Origin of the sequence: Streptococcus cristatus, from assembly GCF_003943535.1 — a bacterium.
In the GTDB taxonomy this organism is placed as follows: domain Bacteria; phylum Bacillota; class Bacilli; order Lactobacillales; family Streptococcaceae; genus Streptococcus; species Streptococcus cristatus_L.
In genome coordinates this window covers 17,414-31,845 of record NZ_RJPU01000009.1, presented here as the reverse complement: position 1 = coordinate 31,845, position 14,432 = coordinate 17,414, and the positions used below count along the sequence as shown (strand labels likewise).

Below are 14,432 nucleotides of genomic sequence, written 5' to 3'. Positions count from 1 at the left end.
ATGAAAGTCATTTTTTTAGAGGATGTAAAAGGAAAAGGGAAAAAAGGGGAAATCAAGGAAGTACCTACTGGCTATGCTCAAAATTTCCTGATTAAGAAAAATCTGGCTAAGGAAGCCAATGCACAAGCTATCGGTGAGCTGAGAGGAAAGCAAAAATCCCAGGAAAAGGCTCACGCAGAGATGGTGGCAGAAGCACAAGCCATCAAAGCTAAGTTGGAAGAAGAAACAACGGTTGTTGCTTTTACAGAGAAAGTCGGACCAGACGGACGGACTTTCGGTTCGATTACTAACAAAAAAATTGCTGATGAATTACAAAAGCAATTTGGCCTAAAAATTGATAAACGGAATATCAAGGTTGATTCTCCCATTCGTTCGATTGGTTTGATTGATGTTCCTGTAAAGATTTACCAAGATGTGACAAGTGTGATTCGCCTGCGAGTTACGGAAGGGTAAAAAGGATTAAAGGAAGGATTCACCTATGGCAGAGATTGATGAGTTGCGAGCTCAGCCTCAAGATATTTTAGCAGAACAGTCTGTACTAGGGGCCATTTTCATCGATGAGAGCAAACTGGTCTTTGTCCGTGAATATATTGAGCCTGGGGATTTCTTTAAATATGCCCATCGGTTGATTTTTAAGGCCATGATTGACTTGGCGGATCGTGGGGATGCTATCGATGCGACCACCGTTCGCAATATTTTGGATAGCCAAGGAGACTTGCAGAATATTGGCGGACTGAGCTATCTGGTGGAGGTCGTTAATTCTGTGCCGACTTCTGCCAATGCAGAGTACTATGCTAAGATCGTCTCTGAAAAAGCAATCTTACGCCGATTGATTTCACGCTTGACAGAATCCATCAACCAAGCCTATGACGGTGAGAGACCATCAGAGGAAATCATTGCAGGAGCAGAAAAGGCTCTGATTGATGTCAGTGAAACGGCCAGCCGCAGTGGGTTTAAAAATATTCAAGATATTCTAAATCTTAACTTTGCTAGTCTAGAAGCCCGTTCTCAGCAAACTACTGATATTACAGGGATTGCGACGGGTTACCGTGAGCTGGATAAGATGACGACGGGCTTGCACGAAGAAGAGTTAATCATCCTAGCTGCTCGTCCTGCGGTCGGAAAGACGGCCTTTGCCCTCAATATCGCCCAGAATATCGGGACTAAGCTGGATAAGACAGTGGCTATATTCTCTCTAGAAATGGGGGCAGAGAGCCTGGTGGACCGGATGCTGGCTTCAGAAGGAGTGATTAATTCTCACTCTATCCGTACGGGGCAACTGACAGATGAAGAGTGGCAGAAATATACCATTGCGACGGCAAATCTGGCTAATGCGAGTATTTATATCGATGACACGCCGGGGATTCGGATTACGGAGATTCGTTCGCGGGCTCGTAAGCTGTCTCAAGAGACAGGCAATCTTGGCCTGATTTTGATTGACTACCTGCAATTGATTACAGGAACGGGTCGTGAAAACCGTCAACAGGAAGTTTCAGAAATTTCCCGCCAGCTTAAGATTTTAGCGAAGGAGCTCAAGGTGCCTGTCATTGCACTGAGTCAGCTCTCGCGTGGCGTGGAGCAACGGCAGGACAAACGTCCAGTACTATCAGATATTCGGGAGTCTGGGTCTATCGAGCAGGATGCGGATATCGTAGCCTTTCTTTACCGAGACGACTATTATGAACGGGCCGGTGAGGAAGAGGAAGGCATTCCGAACAACAAGGTTGAAGTCATTATTGAGAAAAACCGGAGCGGGGCGCGTGGTACGGTTGAGCTGATTTTCCAAAAAGAATATAATAAATTTTCAAGTATTTCTAAAAGAGAGGATGTATAGTATGAGTGATGCATTTACAGATGTAGCAAAAATGAAGAAAATCAAGGAGGACATCAAGGCTCACGAGGGGCAGATGGTAGAGATGACCTTGGAAAATGGTCGTAAGCGTCAAAAGAGCAAACAAGGTCGCTTGATTGAAGTTTATCCTTCTCTATTTATCGTTGAGTATGAAAATGAAGGAGGCCAACCAGGTGAAATTGCCAACACCTATGTGGAGTCCTACACTTACTCAGATATTTTGACAGAGAAAAATTTAATTCGCTATTTTGACCAAGAATAACATGTAATTCCAGAACTTTGTATTGCTTCCTAGAGTTGGATAAAACCCAACTCTGAGGAACAGTTCATTTCTGGGATTTTTCTTAACCTAAACATACTATACTAGAGATAGTCAAGGTAGGTTAGAATAGCGGATTTGCAATGGCATGAGCTAGAATTTACGAAAGCTTCTATAAAGGGGAAAGTGCTGGTGAAGGAAATGATAAAAAACTTGGTTTTTGACTTAGGAAATGTCTTGATTGAATGGAATTCTGAGAAAATCTTGACCTCTTTTGAACCTGAGAAAGAGCGGCGACAGCTTCTTAGACAGGTCATTTTTGAGTCGGGTATCTGGCATCAAACAGACAAGGGAGAGTTGAGCTTAAAAGAAGCCTGTGACAAAGTGCTAGCTAAGCTGGATGATTCGTATCATTCTGCCGTTCAGAATATCTTCTACAATTGGTATGAGGTTGTGGAGGTTTACAGTGGTTTACAGGAAAAGATTCGACTATGGGCTGATCAAGGCTATCGCATTTACATCCTGTCAACTACTTGCGAGATTTTTTACCGTATTGAAAAAGCTGGTTCACTGCCCATCTTTCCACTACTGTCGGGCTATATCCTTTCCTCAGAAGTCGGGGTTGTCAAGCCAGAGCTAGAGATTTATCAAAAGCTACTAAAAAAGTATAGTCTTGATCCGACAGAGTCAGTCTTTATTGATGACATTCAAGCTAACTTGGATACGGCAGCTGAACTGGGTTTTGAAACCATCTTATCCACAAGTGAGCCAGAGAATATCAGGGCTATGGAGTCTTTGTTGGCTGCGAAAGGAGAGTTTGCCTGATTGATGATCGTTTGATTCACTTGTAGTTGAAAAGTAGTGAGTCCAAGCTCCAATCTTGACATTTGCTGATGATTGCGTTATCATAATCCTATATATGGGAGTCTGTGTACAGTCTGAGAGGAAGTGTAAGCTTCGACCGCACCTGATCTGGGTAATGCCAGCGTAGGGAATTGTATTTGTAAAGACCTTGTGGTTTTGCTAAAATGGGGAATTATTCACCAATCTTTAGTTTACTGATGCATGCAACACCTTTTCCATATTGGAGAAGGTGTTTTTGTATGGAAAGTAAGGTGTTTATAAAGGGAGCTCGCTGTCTTTTTGTTTAAAAACCAAGTTATTTTCTTGTGAATTTTAATCCTATCTGCATACATTATTCTCAGATGAAGCATGAAAGTAAGGAGGTGAAGAGATGAAAGCCAGTATCGCTTTACAAATTCTTCCTTTGTCACATGATGTGAATCGTTTGGCAGTCATAGAGGAAGTGATTGAGTTTTTGCAAAAACAGCCAGTGAAGATGGTCGTAACGCCTTTTGAGACCGTTCTAGAAGGGGAATGGGAGATCTTATTTCCTATTCTGCAGCAGGCGATTGAACTTGCAGGCACTCAGGCAGACAATGTTTTTGCGAATGTGAAAATAAACTATGGAAAGATTTTAAGTATTGATGAAAAACTTGAAAAATATCCTGCGCCAGCAGATTAGTCTTTTGGGTATGCTGGGAATCCTTGTCATCTGGCAGGTCATGGGCTGGCTCAAGCTCTTGCCCAAGTTTATCCTGCCGACACCTCTGGAAATCGCTCAGTCCTTTATCAGAGATGCTGGCTTTCTAGCAAGTCATAGCTGGGCTACCTTAAAAGTAGCCTTGCTGGGTTTAGTCTTGGGCGTCATCTTGGCCTGTATACTAGCTATACTCATGGACAGCATGAGCTGGCTCAATGATCTGATTTATCCCATGATGGTCGTGGTGCAGACGATTCCGACCATTGCTTTGGCGCCAATCTTGGTTCTCTGGCTGGGTTATGGGATTTTGCCCAAGATTGTGCTCATTATTTTGACGACGACTTTTCCGATTATCGTCAGTATTCTGGATGGTTTTCGGCATTGTGACCGGGATACTCTGACGCTCTTTGAGCTTATGCAGGCCAATCGCTGGCAGATTCTCTGGCATTTCAAGATTCCAGCTAGTTTGCCCTATTTCTATGCGGGCTTGCGCGTCAGTGTTTCCTATGCCTTTATCACGACCGTAGTTTCCGAATGGCTGGGCGGTTTCGAAGGTTTGGGTGTTTATATGATTCAGTCCAAGAAACTTTTCCAGTATGACACCATGTTTGCTATTATCATATTGGTTTCGGTCATCAGCCTGCTGGGGATGAAGCTGGTGGCTGTCAGTGAAAAATATGTCATCAAGTGGAAATAGGAGCTCAGCTCTGCTATTTCCAAAGAAAGAAAAGAGGATTATAATGAAAAAAACTTATAAAGTGTTCTTGGCAGGTTTGGCTGCCGTGTCAATCTTTGGCCTAGCGGCTTGTGGTAAGTCAGGCTCAGAGTCTGCTAGTAAGGATAAAAAGATTGATTTTATTCTAGACTGGTCACCAAACACCAACCATACTGGCCTTTATGTAGCTCAGGAAAAGGGCTACTTTAAGGAAGCAGGTGTGGATGTGGATATCAAGTTACCGCCTGAAGATAGCAGTTCGGATTTGATTATCAACGGCAAGGCACCTTTTGGTATTTACTTCCAGGACTCCATGGCTAAAAAACTGGATAAGGGGGCAGAAATTACAGCTGTCGCGGCTATTGTAGAACACAATACTTCGGGTATTATTTCCAAGAAGTCTGCAGGGATTACAAGTCCTAAGGATCTGGCTGGCAAGAAATACGGTACATGGAATGATCCAGTGGAGCTGGGCATGCTGAAAACTTTGGTAGAAAGCCAAGGCGGTCAGTTTGATGAAGTGGAAAAAGTTCCCAACAACGATTCCAACTCTATTACGCCGATTGAAAATGGCTTGTTTGATGCGGCATGGATTTATCATGGCTGGGACGGCATCATGGCAGAGACTCAGGGCATGGACACGAATTTCTTTTACATGAAGGACTATGTCAAGGAGTTTGACTACTATTCTCCAGTCATCATTGCCAATAATGATTATCTGAAGAAGAATCCAGACGAGGCGAAAAAGGTTTTACAGGCCATCAAGAAGGGCTATCAATATGCCATGGAGCACCCTGAAGAAGCAGCGGATATTTTAATCAAGCATGCGCCAGAGTTAAAAAATAAGCGTGACTTTGTCTTGGCTTCCCAAAAATATCTGTCCGAGCAATATGCATCAGATAAGGACAAGTGGGGTCAGTTTGAGGCTAGCCGCTGGAATGCCTTTTACAAATGGGTCAAGAACAATGGCATCGTGAACAATGACTTGAGTGACAAGGGATTCAGCAACGATTATATAAAATAATGACAGAAATCAAACTTGAAAATGTAAGCTATGCTTATGATGAGCAGCGGATTTTGAAAGATATCAGCCTAGAGGTAGAAACAGGCCAGGTCGTAGCGATTTTGGGGCCTAGTGGAGTCGGGAAAACGACCCTCTTTAATCTGATTGCTGGGATTTTGGAGGTCCAGTCGGGCAGGATTGTTCTAGACGGGCAGGAAAATCCCAAGGGTCGGGTGAGCTATATGCTGCAGAAAGACTTGCTGCTGGAGCACAAGACGGTGCTGGGCAATGTCATCTTGCCCCTGCTAATCCGAAAAGTATCCAAAAAGGCAGCGACGGAGCAGGCAACCCAGATTTTGAAGGAGTTCGGACTCTTTGATGTGGCAGACAAGTATCCACATGAGCTGAGCGGGGGGATGCGGCAGCGCGTGGCTCTGCTACGGACCTACATGTTCGGCCATAAGCTATTTCTTCTAGACGAGGCCTTTAGTGCCTTGGATGAGCTGACCAAGATGGAGCTGCACGCTTGGTATCTGGATATTCATCGTAGGCTAGGCCTGACGACTCTCCTCATTACTCATAGCATCGAGGAAGCTCTGGCTCTCAGCGACCGTATCTATATTCTGAAAAATCGGCCTGGACAAATCGTAGCAGATCTCCAACTGACTTGGTCAGACAGCGAGGATAAGGAATTGCAGAAGCTGCGATACAAGCAGGAGATTTTGAAGCTTTTGGGGCTGTAAGCTGCCTTGTTTTATAAAAATGACTTTAATCAAGCCTTTGGGCTTGATTTTTTTGTAGGAGTCCCTTTACTTTTGACTTTATTCATGGTACAATAGCCTTTGTGTGAAATAGCAGCAGGAAAGCATGAAGCTCGTCAACAGGTGTCTTATGACAAGTAACCTTGGCTGTTTAGGCGAAGGGCATCTGCACGAATCAGGGCTTTCTAAGTGACTATTTCCACCGAAAAATTTTTATTTTAGGAGGACATACATATGTCACGTTATACAGGACCATCTTGGAAACAAGCTCGTCGCCTTGGCCTTTCACTTACAGGTACAGGTAAAGAATTGGCACGTCGTAACTACGTACCAGGACAACACGGACCAAACAACCGTTCTAAATTGTCAGAATACGGTTTGCAATTGGCTGAAAAACAAAAACTTCGTTTCACTTACGGTGTAGGTGAAAAACAATTCCGTAACTTGTTCGTACAAGCTACAAAAATCAAAGGCGGAATCCTTGGTTTTAACTTCATGCTTCTTTTGGAACGTCGTTTGGATAACGTTGTTTACCGTCTTGGCCTTGCGACTACTCGTCGTCAAGCTCGTCAATTCGTAAACCACGGTCACATCCTTGTTGACGGCAAACGCGTTGATATCCCATCATACCGCGTAACTCCAGGTCAAGTGATCTCAGTTCGCGAAAAATCATTGAAAGTTCCTGCAATCCTTGAAGCGGTAGAAGCTACTCTTGGACGTCCAGCATTCGTATCATTCGACGCTGAAAAATTGGAAGGTTCATTGACTCGCTTGCCAGAACGCGACGAAATCAACCCAGAAATCAACGAAGCACTTGTCGTTGAATTCTACAACAAAATGCTTTAATTTCTATTGGAAATTTATTCAGAAGCCGATTTCGGCTTCTTTTTTATTCGATTAACAAAAAGAGGCTGGGATATCTTGTCCCAGCCTTTATTAGTTGTTGAGTTTTATAGCATCTTTAAAAGAAGATTAGCCATTTGTTCCGGGCTTTCCTTACTGCCTCGGGAGATCCACATCTGGTAGACGCCAAAGAAAGCATTAACGAGGTAGACGATACCGTATTCCTTTTCGATTTGATTGAAAGCTTTATTGCGAAACCGTTCCTGTAGGATTTGGGAAAGTAAGGATTGGAGCTTATGGCGTAGGAAATTTTGGATTTCTCTAGTGCCGTTTTCCGTCAAGAGGGCAGCCAGAAGAGGCTCTTGGGTCAAGAACTGAAAGACCTCTGTGATAGCGACTGCAACATCTTCACGATTGTGCTCAAAGATGTATTCTAGTTGATGAAAGAGGCCTTGCTGATAGCGCTCAATCATATCATATTTATCTTTGTAGTGGGTATAAAAGCTACTGCGACTGATACCAGCAGCTCGGGCCAATTCGACTGTTGTAATATGGTCAAAAGATTCTTGATGCAATAAGTCAACCATAGCCTTCTCAATGATGGCCTTGGTTTTCTTACGTTTATTACTTTCTGTCATTTTAATCTTTCCTTTGTCATTGAATTATACAAAATTAGACAAGGTGTACAAAAACAGATTTTTTTGCTTGCCTTAATTTTTTTATTGTGTATAATCTATTATATCAAATTTTTAGACAATGTGTATAAAAAAGGAGAAAAGATGTTCAAAGAATGGAAAGCCATCTTCAAAAAACCGAAGATTATTGTGGTCATGCTGGGGGTTGCCTTGATTCCAGCCTTGTATAATGTGATTTTTTTGAGCTCCATGTGGGATCCGTATGGCAAACTTTCTGATTTGCCAGTAGCGGTGGTCAATCAGGACCAGAAGGCGAGCTTGTATGGAAAAGACTTGTCCATTGGTTCAGATATGGTTCAAGATATGAAGAAAAATGCAGCGATGGATTTTCATTTTGTGGATAAGGATCAGGCAGAGAAGGGATTGGAAAAGGGCGACTATTACATGGTGGTGACTCTTCCTAAGGATCTATCAGCCAATGCGGCTAGTATCTTGAGCAATCAGCCTAAGCAGGTCACGATTAATTATCAAACTTCCAGTGGTCATAGTTTTATCGCTAGTAAAATGAGTGATTCTGCCATGACTTCGATGAAGCAGTCGGTCAGTCAGAAGATCACGAACAGCTATGTAACAAGCCTTTTTGCGAGTATGGATAAGTTAAAAGGTGGACTTGGAACAGCCGCAGATGGCACAGCTAAATTGGCTGAAGGCAGTCAGGAATTAGCAAATGGTAGCCAAAAGCTGTCTACTAACTTGGAAAGCCTAGCTCAGTCCAGCCTCACTTTCTCAGATGGAGCTACAGTGCTATCGACTGGTCTGGTAGCATACACAAATGGAGTGGCTCAGATCAATGCCGGCTTGCCGACTTTTACTAGCAAGATGACGGAATATACAGATGGAGTTGGGCAGCTTTCAGCTGGCGCCAGTCAGTTAACCGCTCAGTCACAAACATTACTGAATGGAACCAACCAACTGACGGGTAATTCACAGGAATTGGTTGCTGGTGTGGAACGCCTAAACAACGGTTTAGCAGAACTGCAATCATCTGTTAATAGTAGTGTTACTGCTAATCAAGAGAAGGTTGCTCAGTTGACAGCGGGTCTAGATCAGCTCAATACAGCTATTCAGAATGCCACATCGGGAACGAGCTTGCCAACGGAAACAATTGCGGCTTCTCTCACGACGATTGCGACCAACGCCCAGTCTTTGGCAAGTAGTGCGCAAAGTGATCGGGCTGCAGCCGTGGCCGCTTTAGAAGGCACAGCTGCTTACCAAAAACTTTCTGCCGATGAGCAAGAAGAACTAAAAGCAGCTCTAGCAGGTGGAGCTGATTCTAGCAGTAGTGCAGCGGCAACTATTGTACAGGAAGTCCAAGCTATCCAAACGAATCTGCAAGGTTTGCAAACGGCCAGCAGTCAGGCAAGTCAGCTGTCGGCAGCAGCCAACCAAGTCCTGCCAGGTGCTTCAGCTATGATTAGTGGTCTCTATGGTGGTCTAGGTCAAGTAAATGAAGCTTTATCCTCTGCCAGCACTGGTTCAGCGACCCTTTCTCAAGGCATTACGGCTTATACAGGTGGCCTTTCTCAAGTAGCTCAGGGAGTAGCCGCTTATACTACAGGTGTCGATCAGCTTTCTCAAGGAGCAGCTAACCTAGCGAGCCATAATGACCAAGTGACTTCAGGAATCGGTCAAATCAGCTCAGGCCTCTCTCAATTACATGATAAATCATCTACTTTGGTCGCAGGGATGCAAACATTATCTACAGGTGCTACTCAAATGGCGGATGGTTCTCAGCAGTTAGCGAATGGTGGTCTCACTTTAAGTAGTGGGCTGGGAAATTTATCAATCGGCGCTCAGACTCTAAATACAGGGTTGACGGATGCCAAGGGTCAATTATCCGAGCTTTCAGTGACAGAGGACAATGCGGCTGCCTTGGCTGGCCCTGTCGAGCTGAAAAAGACAGATAAAGATCAGGTTGGTAAAAATGGTGTTGGTATGGCTCCCTACATGATTTCTGTTGCTCTTTTTGTGGCGGCGATTTCGACCAATGTTATTTTTGGCATGCTACCTTCTGGTCAAGTTCCAGCTTCTCGCAAAGCTTGGCTCAAGGCTCGTCTGGAGGTCAATGGCTTGATTTCTGTTTTGGCTGGCATCTTGGTTTATGGAGCGGTTCATTTGATTGGTCTTGAGGCCAACTACGAATGGACGACGCTGGCCTTGACTGTTTTAGCCAGCATGGCCTTTATGGCGGTTGTGACGACTCTGGTCACTTGGGATAGTAAGGTCGGGGCCTTTATCTCCTTGATCCTCTTGCTCCTGCAACTGGCTTCTAGCGCTGGTACTTATCCGCTGCCCCTGACGGCGAAAATCTTCCAAATGATCAATCCAATCTTGCCAATGAGCTATGCGGTGTCAGGACTGCGGGAAACGATCTCGATGAATGGTCAAATCGGTGGCCAACTAGCTTTCTTGACCACAACTTTACTGATTTTCATGGCTTTAGGTACAATAGCTTATCGCCCTGATAAGAAAGAAATTATTTAAGATAGAGAAGAGCGCAGACTATTTTCTCTTCGAAAGGAACAACTTGGTTTTGTGAACAGAACCAAGTTTTTTTGTTTCACGTGAAACAGTAGAGTAGTTTGCTGTGTAGATTTTCTCCACAAGTCTATGTTATTCGGCATGAAAATGTGAATGTTTTGTTTTCTTTAAGTTTTCTTTAGCCTTGCTTTAAGTTTTCATCCGTAAAATGGCTCTAGTTACAAGAAAGACAGGGGGAGAATCCATGGCTAAAAAAACATTTAAAGATAAATTTCAACGATTTGAAACTAAATACATTATTTCCAAAGAAACCTTGGCCGATTTATTGACCGAGTTTGAAAGTCATCTGGTGGAGGATGAGCATGCTTATTCGACCATCCATAATCTTTACTACGACACCCCGACCTATCAAATGATTCGTGAGTCCTTAGAAAAGCCTTATTTTAAAGAAAAATTGCGCGTGCGGACCTACGATGAAAATCCGAAAGAAGACAGTCAAGTCTTTTTGGAAATCAAGAAAAAAGTGCGCAAGATTGTCTACAAGCGCCGCATTTCGACAGATCTAGTCGCTGCAGAGGCTTACTTGGAGGGCGATCACAGTAAGATTGAAGATTGTCAGATTCGTGAGGAAATCGACTGGCTGGGTCAGCGCTACGGTGGTCTGCAGCCCATGATGTATATCTACTGCAATCGTTATTCTATGAAGGGGATTGAGGATCCCAATGTTCGGATTACCATTGACCACGATTTGACCTACCGCAACGATGATTTAAGCCTTTTGCATGGTCATTACGGGGAAAATCTTCTGCCGGATCATCATGTGATTATGGAAGTCAAGGTGCCAGGGGCCTATCCGCTCTGGCTGAGTGAGATTTTGGATCGCCATCAAGTTTTCCCAAGCTCTTTTTCCAAATACGGGGTTGCTTACAAGAAAACGACAGACTATAAAGGAGTTGTAAATCATGCTTAGTCATTTATTTTATGATATTTTTACCGATACAGCTGTAGATCCGGCCATGATGATGCTGGCTATCGGAGTGTCCTTGCTTTTGGGCTTAGTCATTGCTAAGGTTTACCAGTTTAAGACGGTTTACAGCAAATCCTTTGTGATGAGTTTGGCGCTCTTGCCGACCTTGATTGCAATTGTGATTTTCTTGGTCAATGGAAGTTTGGGAGCAGGGGTTGCCGTCATGGGGGCCTTCAGCTTGATTCGTTTCCGTTCCGCACCAGGAGGGGCCAAGGAGCTGGTGTCCATTTTCCTAGTCATGACAATCGGGATTGCCATCGGAATGGGCTATCTGGTCTTTGCGACCGTCTTTACCCTTATCATGTCGCTCGCTATGCTGCTACTTGAAGTGGTCAATTTCGGGCAGATGAAGCATTCCATGCGCCAGCTGACTATCGTCATACCAGAGAGTCTGGACTATGAAAGCATTTTTGATGATATTTTCAACAAAGCTGCCAATCATGTTGAACTAGCCAATGTCAAAACCTCTGATATGGGGAGTTTGTTCAAGATTAAATACATCATTCAGCTGAATGGCCGAATGACCGAAAAAGAACTCATCGATGCCCTACGTACACGCAATGGAAATCTAGAGATTGCCATCAGCCGCTATATCACGAAAGAAAATGAATTATAATATCTAGAAAGAGGCTAATCATGAAAACAGGCAAGAAAAAAATATTTCAGAAAATAAAACTAATGGTGCCCCTAGCGCTAATGAGTGTCACCTTGGGGGCTTGTAGTTTGACCAGCCAGTCCAGCACTAGTACGAGTGCTAGTGCCACGACCACTCAAACAGCTACCAGTACGACAAAGACAGATACATCTAGCTATTTCACGGACCGTGATCAGGATGCTTCTTATGATGAGTCGACAGCGACCAAGATTAGCTTGAGCGGCTCTACAGCCAAGACATCTGGTGACGGAGCGAGCGTTTCTGGCTCCACAGTGACCATTACGGCAGCTGGAACCTATGTCCTCTCTGGCAGTAGTGAAAATGTCCAGATTGTTGTCAAAGCTGGCGATCAAGACAAGGTGCAGATTGTCTTAAATGGCGTGACCATGACAGGGACGGATGCAGCGATTGTGGTAGAAAATGCAGATAAGACCTTCATTACCCTAGCTGAAGGCAGCAAGAATAGCATTTTTGACTCAGCCAATCACACCAATACTGACTACGATGCGGCCATTTACAGTAAGGACGACTTGACCTTTAACGGCTCAGGCAGTCTGACCATCGAAGGAAAATATGGTAACGCAGTCGAATCTAATGATGACCTGCGCATCACAGGCGGGACTTATACGATTAAAGGCTACAAGAATGGCTTGTCAGCCAATGATGCCATCAACATCAAGGAGGCTAGTCTGGATATTACAGCGACGGAGGATGCGATCCACGCAGATAATGACGAGGACACTTCGCTCGGAAATCTCTATATCCAGTCTGGTACCATTACGATTAATGCTGGCGATGACGGCCTTCATGCTAGCAATGCAGCAGTGATCGACGGTGGCACCATCACAGTCAAGTCCAGTGTCGAAGCTTTAGAGGGAACAAATGTCACGATTAACGGCGGTACACTTGATCTTTATGCGACGGATGATGGAATCAATGCAGCTAGTACGGCGACTGGGGCTGAGATTTTCATTAAGATTACTGGAGGTGACATCAAGGTTGAGGTCGGCCAAGGCGATACAGACGCCCTTGACTCCAACGGCGATATCATCATGACAGGCGGAAACCTAGCTATCACGTCCACTGTGTCTGCCTTTGACTTTGATGGCAAGGCTACCTATACGGGCGGGACTATCACGGTCAATGGGCAAACCCGAACCGAAATCACAGCCGATGGCCCTGGTGGTGGTGGTGCCCCAGGCGGACAAGGTGGCGGTCCCAGTGGACATTGATTAGAAAAAATCTAAGCAGAGATTGTGCTTAGATTTTTTTGTTTAAATCGGCATAAAATGTACAAAAATGATATACTGGTCTCAATAATGAAGAGGAGCAATACGATGAGAAAAACGGCTATTTTTGAAGATGTTGTTTCGATTATGACCCAAGATTCGGCAACTAAAAAGGATATTGTCGGTGCGGATCCGACTGGTTTTCGCGAATGTATTTCAGACGATATGAGTGAAAAGGATTTTCTTTATCAGGTTCAGACTTATCTAGCTAGCTTCGGAGTTATCGGCCACGTAGCTTTTCGGGAGAAATATGCTAAGCCAAAAGGTTTTGTTCTACGTTCAACAATCCAAGGACTTTATGTTGAGCAGGCTAATGCGGATACGAATTTGCAGGTGGGCGATCAAATTGTGAAACTGGATGGACAACATCTAGAAGAGTTTTATAGGATGCACCGATCGTATTTTACCAGTTCAACGCCCGAGCGAAACTACCGTGAGTGGAGCGAGTTGATTTCAAAAGCTAGGCAAGTGACTGTTTTGCGAGCAGGAGCAGAGCAAATCCTTTCAGTTGAGCCTAGCCAGAATCCTATAGAAAGTCGATTTGAATGGAAAGAGTTAGAAAAGGGTGTTGTTTATCTCCGTTTGGATGACTTTAGGAACGAGAAAGCCATCAACGAACTCTATCAGGAAGCACAAGATACTATCAAGAGAGCTGCTTGTCTGGTAATTGATGTCCGTCAAAATACTGGCGGGATGGACTCGCTGTATTTTCCCCTGCTCCACTATGCTCTTTCTGAGGGGCAAGTCTATTCTGATTTGGGTAGGACTGATGAAGGGATGGAAATTCTCTACACAGAGCGGAATGTTGACCTGCGTTTGAAAGATTTTGAAGCCTACGTGCAGCAGGAGGGGATTAATCAGGAGACGAAGGATTTGTTGGAGATAATCATGCAAGATCTGCAGGCCAATCGGGGCAAAGGCTATGTCAAATTTGGAGGCGAGGACAGGGAAATGTTTCCTAATGTGAAAGGAGGAAGCCATCCTGAGAAGATTTTTGTCTTGGCAGATGTCTACTGTGCTTCGTCGGGAGACAATTTTGTCCAGATGATGAAATGGTTTCCTAAGGTGACGGTTCTGGGGCGCCCGACTCTTGGAATACTAGATTATTCCAACTGCTGTCAGGTAGATTATGGTGACTATAGTTTGAACTTTCCAACTTCACGCGCTCTAGCACTTGATAAGGGACAGGGTATGACAGACAAGGGGATTGAACCAGACATCCTTATTCCTTGGACAGTTGAGCATCTGGAGCGGGATGTGGATTTGGAGCGCTGTTTAGAGATGATTCATGACTTTTAGATATCAAAAA

The 14,432-nt window shown here is 44.2% G+C and carries 15 protein-coding genes; 14 read left to right on the top strand and 1 reads right to left on the bottom strand.

All coding sequences use genetic code 11. The features are described from left to right. The 9 genes from rplI (at nt 1) to rpsD (ending at nt 6,979) form a co-directional block, all read left to right on the top strand. Nucleotides 1–453 carry a 50S ribosomal protein L9 gene (gene rplI / locus D8790_RS09560; RefSeq protein WP_061909903.1) on the top strand — a complete coding sequence of 151 codons (453 nt, stop codon included), beginning with the start codon at nt 1–3 and terminating at the stop codon, nt 451–453. A gap of 25 nt (nt 454–478) precedes the next feature. Further along, a complete protein-coding gene (gene dnaB / locus D8790_RS09555; RefSeq protein WP_125388417.1) occupies nt 479–1,834 on the top strand; it encodes a replicative DNA helicase in 1,356 nt (451 codons plus the stop codon). Between the two features lies 1 nt (nt 1,835). Further along, complete coding sequence (locus tag D8790_RS09550; protein WP_015606063.1) at nt 1,836–2,114, top strand: Veg family protein; 279 nt, start codon at nt 1,836–1,838, stop codon at nt 2,112–2,114. Nucleotides 2,115–2,312: 198 nt separating this feature from the next. Then, a complete protein-coding gene (locus D8790_RS09545; RefSeq protein ID WP_185761937.1) occupies nt 2,313–2,936 on the top strand; it encodes an HAD family hydrolase in 624 nt (207 codons plus the stop codon). A 409-nt stretch (nt 2,937–3,345) separates the two neighbouring features. Then, a complete protein-coding gene (locus D8790_RS09540) occupies nt 3,346–3,636 on the top strand; it encodes a thiamine-binding protein (protein ID WP_125388415.1) in 291 nt (96 codons plus the stop codon). Continuing rightward, nucleotides 3,599–4,351, top strand: a complete 753-nt coding sequence (locus tag D8790_RS09535) for an ABC transporter permease (RefSeq protein WP_125388414.1) — start codon at nt 3,599–3,601, stop codon at nt 4,349–4,351. The genes D8790_RS09540 and D8790_RS09535 overlap by 38 nt, the downstream gene beginning before the upstream one ends. Nucleotides 4,352–4,394: 43 nt before the next feature. Continuing rightward, nucleotides 4,395–5,393 (top strand): ABC transporter substrate-binding protein, encoded by a 999-nt coding sequence (locus D8790_RS09530; protein WP_185761936.1) that lies wholly within the window; start codon nt 4,395–4,397, stop codon nt 5,391–5,393. Beyond that, nucleotides 5,393–6,115, top strand: coding sequence for an ABC transporter ATP-binding protein (locus D8790_RS09525; protein ID WP_125388413.1), 723 nt, complete (start codon nt 5,393–5,395; stop codon nt 6,113–6,115). Before D8790_RS09530 ends, D8790_RS09525 begins: the two co-directional genes overlap by 1 nt. Nucleotides 6,116–6,367: 252 nt before the next feature. After that, nucleotides 6,368–6,979 (top strand): 30S ribosomal protein S4, encoded by a 612-nt coding sequence (rpsD, locus tag D8790_RS09520; protein ID WP_000092756.1) that lies wholly within the window; start codon nt 6,368–6,370, stop codon nt 6,977–6,979. Between the two features lie 104 nt (nt 6,980–7,083). Here rpsD and D8790_RS09515 read toward each other — a convergent pair whose 3' ends face one another. Continuing rightward, a complete protein-coding gene (locus D8790_RS09515; RefSeq protein ID WP_125388412.1) occupies nt 7,084–7,614 on the bottom strand; it encodes a TetR/AcrR family transcriptional regulator in 531 nt (176 codons plus the stop codon). 141 nt (nt 7,615–7,755) lie between these two features. On the opposite strand from D8790_RS09515, the gene D8790_RS09510 reads away from it, so the two are divergent. From D8790_RS09510 to D8790_RS09490, 5 genes are all read left to right on the top strand, one after another. Beyond that, complete coding sequence (locus D8790_RS09510; RefSeq protein ID WP_125388411.1) at nt 7,756–10,155, top strand: YhgE/Pip domain-containing protein; 2,400 nt, start codon at nt 7,756–7,758, stop codon at nt 10,153–10,155. Nucleotides 10,156–10,396: 241 nt separating this feature from the next. Then, on the top strand, nt 10,397–11,122 hold the full coding sequence (locus tag D8790_RS09505; RefSeq protein ID WP_125388410.1) for a polyphosphate polymerase domain-containing protein: 726 nt from the start codon (nt 10,397–10,399) through the stop codon (nt 11,120–11,122). Further along, a complete protein-coding gene (locus D8790_RS09500) occupies nt 11,115–11,795 on the top strand; it encodes a DUF4956 domain-containing protein (protein ID WP_045499982.1) in 681 nt (226 codons plus the stop codon). Before D8790_RS09505 ends, D8790_RS09500 begins: the two co-directional genes overlap by 8 nt. Nucleotides 11,796–11,815: 20 nt before the next feature. Further along, nucleotides 11,816–13,066 carry a carbohydrate-binding domain-containing protein gene (locus D8790_RS09495; RefSeq protein WP_125388409.1) on the top strand — a complete coding sequence of 417 codons (1,251 nt, stop codon included), beginning with the start codon at nt 11,816–11,818 and terminating at the stop codon, nt 13,064–13,066. 105 nt (nt 13,067–13,171) lie between these two features. Further along, nucleotides 13,172–14,422: a S41 family peptidase gene (locus tag D8790_RS09490; protein WP_125388408.1), complete on the top strand. Its 1,251-nt coding sequence runs from the start codon at nt 13,172–13,174 to the stop codon at nt 14,420–14,422. Nucleotides 14,423–14,432: the final 10 nt, after the last annotated feature.